The organism is Prevotella sp. 20925_1_30, assembly GCF_041433025.1.
Taxonomy (GTDB): Bacteria; Bacteroidota; Bacteroidia; order Bacteroidales; family Bacteroidaceae; genus Prevotella; species Prevotella vespertina.
Genome location: NZ_JAPWAR010000045.1, coordinates 1 through 9,482 on the forward strand (window position 1 = coordinate 1; position 9,482 = coordinate 9,482).

Below are 9,482 nucleotides of genomic sequence, written 5' to 3' on the forward strand. Positions count from 1 at the left end.
TAATCTATTTTGTATCACAGGTGGAGAAGGAACAGGTAAGAGCAACTATATTTCTGGAATCCTTTCAGGCACACTTGGTTCGGAACGATTACAAGCTGAACAGACATTGGGATTAGAGATAACTGCTAACCCCAAAGGATTAGCGGTACTCCACTATGATACAGAGCAGTCTGAAGCACAGCTGCACAAGAACCTGGGAAAGACACTTCGTCGGGCAGGAGTAAAGTCTGTGCCAGAGTTCTACCATTCACTCTACTTGGCATCACTATCGCGCAAAGACAGGCTAAAAATCATTCGTGAGAGTATGGACTTGTTCTATCACAAGCATGGTGGTATCCATATTGTGGTAATTGATGGTATTGCTGACTTGATACGCTCAGCCAACGATGAAACGGAAAGTATAGCCATTGTAGATGAACTCTACCGATTGGCAGGCATCTACAATACCTGTATTGTCTGTGTGCTTCACTTTGTGCCTAATGGCATAAAGTTGCGTGGGCATATTGGTTCGGAACTTCAACGCAAGGCGGCGGGTATTCTCTCCATAGAAAAGGATGACAATCCTGAATATTCGGTCGTAAAGGCATTGAAAGTCCGTGACGGAAGCCCATTAGATGTTCCAATGATGCTCTTCGGTTGGGATAAAACTGAAGACATGCACGTCTATCGTGGCGAGAAATCGAAGGAAGATAAAGAAAAGCGCAAGACCGATGAACTCTTACTTGTCATCAAATCTGCATTTCGGACCAAACTAAGGCTTTCATACCAGGAACTTTGTGAGGTGCTGATGCGTGAAATGGAGATCAAAGACCGAACTGCAAAAAAATACATTGCATATATGAAAGAGCAGCGCATTTTGACGCAAGATACAGGTGGAAACTATCAAAAAGGAGAACTATGCCATACTTAAACGATACTTCAGAAACAGATTGGTGCAAACAATTGTTTGATAAACTAAGAACTGTCGAGAATAAACTCGACCAGCTACTTGTCCTGCAAGAGCAATCCGTCGATACAACTGTCCGTCCACCTTTGAAACCAGAATATCTGGACATCATAGATGTTTCTAGAATCTTGAAAGTTGAGCAAAAGACTATCTATAACTGGGTTTGGGCAGGTAAGATCCCATTTCTCAAAGCTAATGGTAGGCTGCTGTTTCTTCGTGAAGAGATTGATAGTATACTGCGTAAGCGAGAGTGTAGGTAAATTCTCTCAAAAATTAGATTCTTTCAATATTCTTCTATTGTTCACTATTATTGAACAAAATTAATTTATTGAACAAAATATTTGGTGTCTTCGTGTTTGTTCATTATCTTTGCAGTGTTCAATATTGTTGAACAAGTAATAAAGAATGAACAAGTATGGGAGAAGTACATATTATAGAACAGGCAGTAAGTGCAATGAAGCAACAATGGGGAGAAAGTGGACTCAATATCACCTATGATTTAACTCCACAAAGTAATCCTATACTTAAGGGACGAGTTAACATTATAGGAATAGACTTTCCTTGTCTTGTAGAAAACGAGGTGAATAGTATCAACATTGGCCGCATTCAGGATTTGATAAAGGGGTGTGCTGAACTACAAAAGATACCTATTTTGCTTATAGCACGATATGTTCAACCAGGTGTTTATAACATTTTACGAACGGCAGGCATTAATTTTGTAGATACTGTTGGTAACTATCAAATCCTATATACAAAAGGTAAGAAGTTGATTTTTCAACTTTCTCACACAGGTGAAAAAGCACCTATAGCGCTTAACAAGGCTTATCCAATCTTTCAAGAAGCAGGCTTAAAAGTTATTTTTTATTTGTTGCAAGATGTAGACAATGTGGGTAAAACTTTTAGGGAAATAAAAGAACAGTGCGACGTTTCGTTAGGTACTATAAAAAATGTACTTGATGAATTAGAAGCTCGAAAGTTTGTATTGACTACTAAAAGAAAGCGTATACTGAAAGACAAACGCAGGTTGCTTGATCTATGGGTGGAAAACTATCATCATGTTCTTAAGCCAAAACTTTTGGTGAAGCATTTTGCCTTTCGAGATGAACAGTCTAAAGCACAATGGGATAAAATAGTGTTGCCCGAAGGAATATGCTGGGGTGGAGAGTGTGCTGCTTATCAAGTAAACGGATATTTAACTCCACAAAAGTTTGAAATATATTCCGATGTAGCTTGGGGTAATCTGATGAAAACAGGTGCCATGCGTGCTACAGAAGGAGAAATTACAATGTATCAGAAGTTTTGGAAAGGCAGTACAATGCCAATAATTCTTATTTATGCAGACTTATTAGGTGATGGCAATAGTCGTTCGATAGAAGCTGCAAACAAAATATTGAATGATGAGCTTTCAAATTTCAAGTAATAAGATAGACAATCCACTTTTGGTTGAACTATTAAGAACCGCCAGCGAATGTTTTAAAGAGGTAGGACAAGACTTCTTTGTGATTGGTGCAACTGCACGTGATATACTGATACAGCAATTAGTAGGCATTAGCTCTGGTCGAAAAACGAGAGATTTAGATTTAGCTATTGCTATCCCTAATTGGGAAGCCTTTGACGAAATAAAGCAGATGCTTTTGACGCATGGTTTCACTAAGGATGATAAAATGTATCAACGCTTCTATTATGGGGTTTATGAAATGGATATTGTTCCTTACGGAGATGTTGCAAAAGAAGATGGATATATTTATTGGCCACCAGAAGAAGATATTGCCATGTCCGTAAAAGGTTATGAGGAAGTACTAAAAGATGCTATAACCATAAGTATTGATAATGAATTTGACATCAAGCTAGCATCACTTCACGGACTTTTTATCCTAAAATTTAATGCTTGGTTAGATCGTAACCTGCAAACAAATAAAGATGCTGATGATATGGGGTTTATCATTGAGAACTACTTCATAGCCAACTTAAATAGGAGTGTATACCAAGAAGTTTTTGATTGGGACGATTTTGATGAGTTTATTGTCGGTGCATATTGGCTTGCCAATGACATTGTAGGTTTTCTCCCCATAAAGTATTTATCCTATTATGAAAAATGCCTACAAAAGGAAATCGCAAAAGAAGAGGACAGTAGGCTTCTTCAACAAATACTGGACAGTAACTCAGTTCTTCAGTATGAGCAAGTTTTATATGCTTTCCAAAAAATGATAGAAGTTTTTAATAAGTTTACCCGATGAAAATATGTATTGCTTTTCAAAGCATAGCTGCTAACGAAATGAATGGAGACTTTATTCTTCAGAAGAAAATAGCAGGCGGAACTTTGGTTTTACTTGCTGATGGTATGGGAGGATTAGATTTTCCTGAACAGGCATCGAAAATCGTTTGTGAAGCAATCCTTGATTACTTTGAAAGTTACAATGCATCTGATCCCTCAAAGATTATTCAAGAGAGCTTAGAATATGCCGATAAAACCTTACGCAAGGCATGCTACCAAAGAAAGTGTAAGATGGGTACTGCCCTCACGCTTGTGTATCTGACGGATAGCTTTCTCTATTATACTTCATTGGGGGATGTTCGTCTATATCATGAACACATTAATGGAACAATCACACTGCTGACGTCCGATGATGTAATCAACATTGGAGGTGAGAGTTACCTTACAGTCTGTATTAATGGAAGAGGGTACAGAAGTCCAATAGAAGTATATCAAATGTCAGTACAAACAGGAGATCGCTTCATACTTTGTAGCGATGGCTTTTACAAACAATATGATGTAAGTGAGTACTTGCAACAGAGAACTTCACTACCTTTACAATGCACGGGAGATGACTGTTCTGTGGTTGATATTAATATAAAATAAAATGTTAGATTCCGGCAGCTATATATATACTACCGAAAATCTACTCTTCTATATATTGGAGAATTAGTGCCTCCATTTTGGACGAAAACCTTGTGAACGACCATCCTCACTGTCTTCATGTATCTTAGATTGTTTATTATCTATTTGGTTAGGTAGTCCACTTATGGATATGGAATTGTCTTGTTCTACATCTCCTTTTGCCTCTTTATTGGTAGAAATTGTCAATGCAATCTTTCTGTCCAATTCAGCAGCTTCACTTTTAAGTGAGCGAAGCTTGTCCTCTTTCTTCCAAGAACTGTTGGCAATGTTGGTGTAAACGTCTTTGTTAGCCACAACTTTTGCCATTTCGTTCTCATGCGATTCTATTACCTTTGGAATACGCTCCAAGGCATTAACGAAGTTCTGACATGCAAGTTTCGGGTCTGTTGCCAATTTACCGTTATTATAGGTATAGTAGATACTCTCCTGCCCTTTTACAAAGAAGCGGTTCACTGAACAGTCAAACAAGTCTTTTGAAGTGCTCTCCGTCTTAACCATTATGGAAAAACCATAAACTTCACCGATTTTATTATACTCTCCTTTGGTGCGAGCTTTTTCGTCTATCTCCTGCAGACGTGCGGCAATGACCTTGATATCGGTACTGTCTTCCACACCTTTGATTGTCAGTTTATTTATAGGTGTACCTTCCTCATCACGTTCTACACGCTGCTCAAATAGAGTGAGGTCTGACTGTGCCTCCTTGATTTTGTCCGTATGGAAAGATACGGAACTGTCAATCTCAGCCAACTTGCCCGTTGCTGCATCACGCTCACGGAGAAAGTTCTTACGTTCTGATTCCAAGGTGGTAATCTTCTTATCCAATCTTGCTTTCTCTAAAAGGTCGGTATTGCCAGAAAGCACTGCTACATACTCGGAGAAGTTCATGCCGCTGTCCTCATCCATCGACCCTTCATCAATGGTACGACTACCAAGCGTGTTTGTCTTCAGGTGATTGATGAACAGCTGCTTGTTGTGCAGCAGGTTAAACTTGTAACTGTCCAACGAGCGTTCTACAGCATAGATGATGACATCGACCTTGTTGTTCGCAAATTCCTTGGCGATAAGGTTTCCCTTGCGCACCGCTCGTCCGTTACGCTGCTCTAAGTCTGAAGGTCGCCAAGGCGTGTCCAAATGATGGACCGCCACGGCACGCTGCTGTGCGTTTACGCCTGTTCCCAACATAGAGGTAGAACCGAAGATAATGCGAATGTCACCACGATTCATCGCATCTACCATCGCTTTCTTTGCCTTCTCGTTCTTACACTCTTGGATAAAGCGTATTTCGTAGGACGGGATATGATAGTCCTCTACCAACTTACGCTTTATCTCAGAATAGACGTTCCATTCGCCAGGCTTGTAAGTCCCCAAATCAGAGAAAACAAACTGCGTCCCTTTCTGTGCGTCGAACTTTTGGTAATAATTATTGAGCATCTTGGCACAGTGACTTGCCTTGTTGTCGATATGATCTGAGTAAGCATTTTCATCTATCATGCGTAAATCAAGGCTCATCTTGCGGGCGTAGTCTGTTGCAATCAGCATCTTTGCCTTTTCCTCGCTCTCACTCAGAGGTGCTCGTCCTAAGATCGTGGCATCACCACTTTTGGCAAACTCCATCAGCTTGCCGATAAAAACTTCCTGCTCGGGTGTTGGCGGTATATTGTGTAGTATCTCATTCTTCTCCGGTCTGTCGATACCGATGTCTTTGGCTGTACGAAAATCGCAAATCTCCGCATAAAAAGCCGCCAGCTCTGGCACCTTAATGAAGGTTCTGAACCGTTCCTTCTGAATGATGTCGTTTGTGATGGAGAACTCGTAGTCTGTCGATTTCTTGGCAAAGACCGCTGCCCATGCATCGAAACTGTTGATACCCTGCTTTTCCAAAGCCTGCGGACAAAGATACTTGAAAAGCAGATACAACTCCGTCAAACTATTGGAAATGGTCGTTCCCGAAAGGAAAGTGGCTCCCAAGTCCTTGCCGGACCTCTCCTGTATGGTACGAATGGCAAAGAGCATGTTTAAGGCACGCTGTGAACCGTCAGGATTGCCCAAACCCGACACACGGTCGTGGCGGGTATTGAACATCAGGTTCTTGAATTGGTGGCTTTCATCGACAAAGAGGTGGTCGATACCCATCATCTTGAAATCCACCGCATCATCCTTGCGCTCGGCGATGCTGTCTTGTATGTTCTGTAACTTGGCTTCAAGCGTCTGCTTGCGCTTCTCCAAGCCTTTGAGCATACCACGGGAGATGTCTCTTCCTTGTTGTCGCAACACTTCGAGGTTCTCTTCCACGGAGTCCAGTTCCTTTTGCATAATCGCTTCCTGTATCTCCAGTGCCTGCGGTATCATACCGAACTGTTCGTGCGTAAGTATGATACAGTCCCAGTCGTTGTTCTTGATGTCGTTGAAGACACGTTGGCGGTTCTGCTTATTAAAATCGTTCTTACCTGGATAGAGTACCTTAGCATTAGGATAAGCTTTCCTAAAGGTGTCGGCAATATCAAAGACGTTTGCTTTCAGTCCGATAATCATTGGTTTGTTCGCCAACCCCAACCGTTTCATCTCGTAGGCAGCCGTACACATGATGAGTGTCTTTCCCGCTCCCACCTCGTGGTCGCAGATGCCGCCACCATTGGTTTTGAGCATCCACACGGCATCCTTCTGACTCTTGTAAAGGTCGGCTATACCCAACCTTCTGAGGTCAAGGTCGGGAAAGGTCTGGTGCGTACCGTCAAAGTTAGGGCGTACAAAACAGTTGAAAAGGCGGTTGTAACGGTCGGAGAGTTGTTGTTTGAAGGTATCGGGTGTACGTCCGAGCCAATCAACAAAGCCCTGCCTGATTTCCTCAATCTTGGCATTTGCCATCTGGATAGCATGTCCGTCCCTGACTTTGATAGTTTTCGTCTCTCCCGTAACCTTGTCCGTCACTTCCTTGCTCTTGTTGATGTCGGGAATGGTGTTGTGCAGGGCGTGCTTCAGGAGATTGATGCCATCATAACGGCGGAACTCTCCCTGTACGGCATACTTGTGCCAGATATTAGCATTCTTATGGTCACATACAATGCTGTATTCGTCTATATTGGAATGGTAGGATACGCCAATATCCGTCCCGAAGAACTCCGAGGCGAATCTGCCATAGACTTTGGCAGGTATCCAGCGTTCACCGAGATTAAAGTCAAGGTCTGCAAAGGGAATGGGTGTTGGCGTGGCTGCACGCAAGGCAGCAAGGCTCTGTTTTGCCTCTTCGTGGTCGGGATGGTCCAAGAGCCACGACTCGATACGCTCCGTCTTCTCTATTACATTGCCCGAAATGAACTTGTCCGCCACCTCGTAGGCATTCTCTTCGGGATTGTAATAGATGCGACCTTCCAAGGAAGAAATGATGTCGCTTTCCTCCATATCAGGTAAAAGTGAACTCATGTAGTCAAGTTCCACCGCGCCGTACTTGTTGAGCGATGCACCCAAGGCTTCCATCGGGTCTGTGGCAACGGTCAGTTCTGTGGTAGAAAAAGCCGTGGGATGGTCAAAGATGTCCGCCTTGATGTACCTGCCGTTTTCGGAGCGTTCCAAAAAGAGCATTTCCACGCCTGTAGCATCCATCTTGATGATGTCGGTGTTCGCCTTTTGGTTAAAGTAACCCCAACAGGATACATAATCATCATACAGGTGGTTGAGCCTGCTGCGGTCTTCCCTGTCTTCTGCATGGTTCTCTGCCTCGTAGTCATAGAGACGGTGATAGCACTCCCGTATCTCGATATAGGCTTTGAGACGTGAAAGCTGCGCATACGGCAAGTCCATCGGGTTAAAGGTTGGATGTCGCTTTAAGTCAGAAAGAAACCCTATCTGTCCCTTCTGCACGACAATGGAGCCGTCTCTTAGGTGGGAGTCCGGCGAAGAGAGAAAAGGGCGCGGGGAAGCGTCAAACTCCCTTCTGACTTCCGCTATCGGTTTTGGCTTGCGCTCCTCGGCTTCGTTCATGAAGTCGAAAAGTGACGGCTCACGTGAAGAGGAAGAAGCCTTTTTCCTGCTACTACGGGTACGTCGTTGGGGAACAGTTACCGCCTTTTGTATCTTGGACTCCGATGGTTTCTGGGGAGCAGTTTGAGTTATAGGACGATGCACCTGTGAAGTTCCTGAATTATCCTTGATTTCATTGTTCACACGGGTAACTTCTCTTGCCCAAAGGCTGTATTCCTCTGGGGCAAACAATGACAGCTGCTCCGGTTGTCCGATGTCTTCCATGTTATTGTCCACCACCGGATGATGATCATCGTCAAAGAATATTGTCTGTCCGTTCATCTCTCTTGGGGCTTCAATATCCGTACGGATTTCCTGTGGTTCCTGCTCGTATTGATGATGAAGTGTCAAGGCGGGTACGCCTTCGGGAGCAGGTTCTATAGTCATGGAAGGCTGTTCTGATACGAATTGTTGTGGGGCAGACTCTGATGATGACGGCTGTAATGGAATTGTCTCGCCGTTAGAAATGGTATCTTCCATTATCTGCGTATCGTTCTCAGAAGCAACGGCTACAGTTTCCTTAACCTTATCGTTTATCTCTGTTTTTGTTACTACTTCTTCCTTGATTTCCTCTGCTACCACTTCTTCTTTGGTATATTGTCCCCTGACTATTTCTTCCAGTTCGGCTATCTCGTGCAATTTCTTAGGAGAGAAGTACAGGTCACGTTCAATGCCCAGTCCTCTTACTTTTACACCTTCCATCTCGTCGAGGGACATATTGCCAAGCTCCCAGCCGTAACCCAGCGTGACAGCACCGAAACCAATGCGGCTCTTAGGATCATATTCCAGAAGGTAGGCTGTGTATGCTCCCATCGGGAAGAAATAGCGTGCGTAGGCAACCTTATCGCCAATGAGTCCCTTTTCCGTCGAATAGAGTTTTGGCAACTGTTTCCTGATACTGTCGGGCATGAGGTTATAGGCATCGTTTATACCCTCGTCTTCAGTCTTTGTCTTCTCTGTTTCTTCTTCCTGACTTATGGTAATACCCAACTTGCGAAGCTGTTTCTCTGCTTCTGCCTCTCGCTCTACCTCTGTCATCGGTATACCTGTTTCATATAGTTTACGGTCGATACGTTGTTCCATTTCAAGGGAGAGCCTTGTTCGGAGACTTTCTGCCATTTCCTCAATCCCTCCCGTGAACCGATACTCCCATGCTGGTCTTCCATAAGGGTCTGTACCCATTATGCGCTCTGTGGCAATGGTGCGATGAGATATGTCTTTCCAATCTCCTACAAAAAGTGAGTTATGCTTGAAGACGACAGTAGAGCCTTCTTCCTTGGGAACGGAAACAGTTTCTACGAACTGCTGTTCAATGCCCTTGCTGATTTCTTTACCAGTCTGCTTTTGCAGGACGATGAGGTCACTGCCTACGTCCGTACCTGCATTGTCTGAAAACAGACTTGATGGTAGTCGGAGAGCGGAGATAAGGCGGCTGTTCTGCATGAGGTAACGGCGTATGGCTTCATTGCGAGGGCTGTCCAAAACACCCTGTGAGGTGATGAATGCCAGTAAGCCACCTTCCTTGATGCAGTCCAGACCTTTCACGAAGAAGTAATTGTGAATGGCACGTGTGGACTCACGTTTAAGAGTGTCCTTGCCTTTGCTATACTCTCGGTCATA

General features: G+C 43.5%; 6 protein-coding genes. 5 read left to right on the forward strand and 1 reads right to left on the reverse strand.

Annotated elements, in window-relative coordinates; translation table 11 throughout:
- The 5 genes from O3603_RS11570 to O3603_RS11590 form a co-directional block, all read left to right on the forward strand.
- Positions 1 to 910 (forward strand): AAA family ATPase (locus O3603_RS11570; RefSeq protein WP_371522968.1); only part of this gene is annotated, 910 nt, incomplete at its 5' end.
- Positions 898 to 1,206 carry a helix-turn-helix domain-containing protein gene (locus tag O3603_RS11575; protein WP_004342808.1) on the forward strand — a complete coding sequence of 103 codons (309 nt, stop codon included), beginning with the start codon at positions 898 to 900 and terminating at the stop codon, positions 1,204 to 1,206. The genes O3603_RS11570 and O3603_RS11575, both read left to right, overlap by 13 nt.
- A 155-nt stretch (positions 1,207 to 1,361) precedes the next feature.
- Positions 1,362 to 2,366, forward strand: a complete 1,005-nt coding sequence (locus O3603_RS11580; protein ID WP_371522970.1) for a type IV toxin-antitoxin system AbiEi family antitoxin — start codon at positions 1,362 to 1,364, stop codon at positions 2,364 to 2,366.
- Complete coding sequence (locus O3603_RS11585) at positions 2,344 to 3,183, forward strand: nucleotidyl transferase AbiEii/AbiGii toxin family protein (protein WP_371522976.1); 840 nt, start codon at positions 2,344 to 2,346, stop codon at positions 3,181 to 3,183. Before O3603_RS11580 ends, O3603_RS11585 begins: the two co-directional genes overlap by 23 nt.
- Positions 3,180 to 3,806 (forward strand): PP2C family serine/threonine-protein phosphatase, encoded by a 627-nt coding sequence (locus tag O3603_RS11590; protein ID WP_371522972.1) that lies wholly within the window; start codon positions 3,180 to 3,182, stop codon positions 3,804 to 3,806. Before O3603_RS11585 ends, O3603_RS11590 begins: the two co-directional genes overlap by 4 nt.
- 63 nt (positions 3,807 to 3,869) lie before the next feature.
- Here O3603_RS11590 and O3603_RS11595 read toward each other — a convergent pair.
- Positions 3,870 to 9,482 (reverse strand): helicase-related protein (locus O3603_RS11595; RefSeq protein WP_371522974.1); only part of this gene is annotated, 5,613 nt, incomplete at its 5' end.

Excerpts from the sequence above, each read along its gene's own strand:
- O3603_RS11575 (WP_004342808.1), top strand. The coding sequence starts at position 898 with ATGCCATACTTAAACGATACTTCAGAAACAGATTGGTGCAAACAATTG.
- O3603_RS11580 (WP_371522970.1), top strand. The coding sequence starts at position 1,362 with ATGGGAGAAGTACATATTATAGAACAGGCAGTAAGTGCAATGAAGCAA.
- O3603_RS11585 (WP_371522976.1), top strand. The coding sequence starts at position 2,344 with ATGAGCTTTCAAATTTCAAGTAATAAGATAGACAATCCACTTTTGGTT.
- O3603_RS11590 (WP_371522972.1), top strand. The coding sequence starts at position 3,180 with ATGAAAATATGTATTGCTTTTCAAAGCATAGCTGCTAACGAAATGAAT.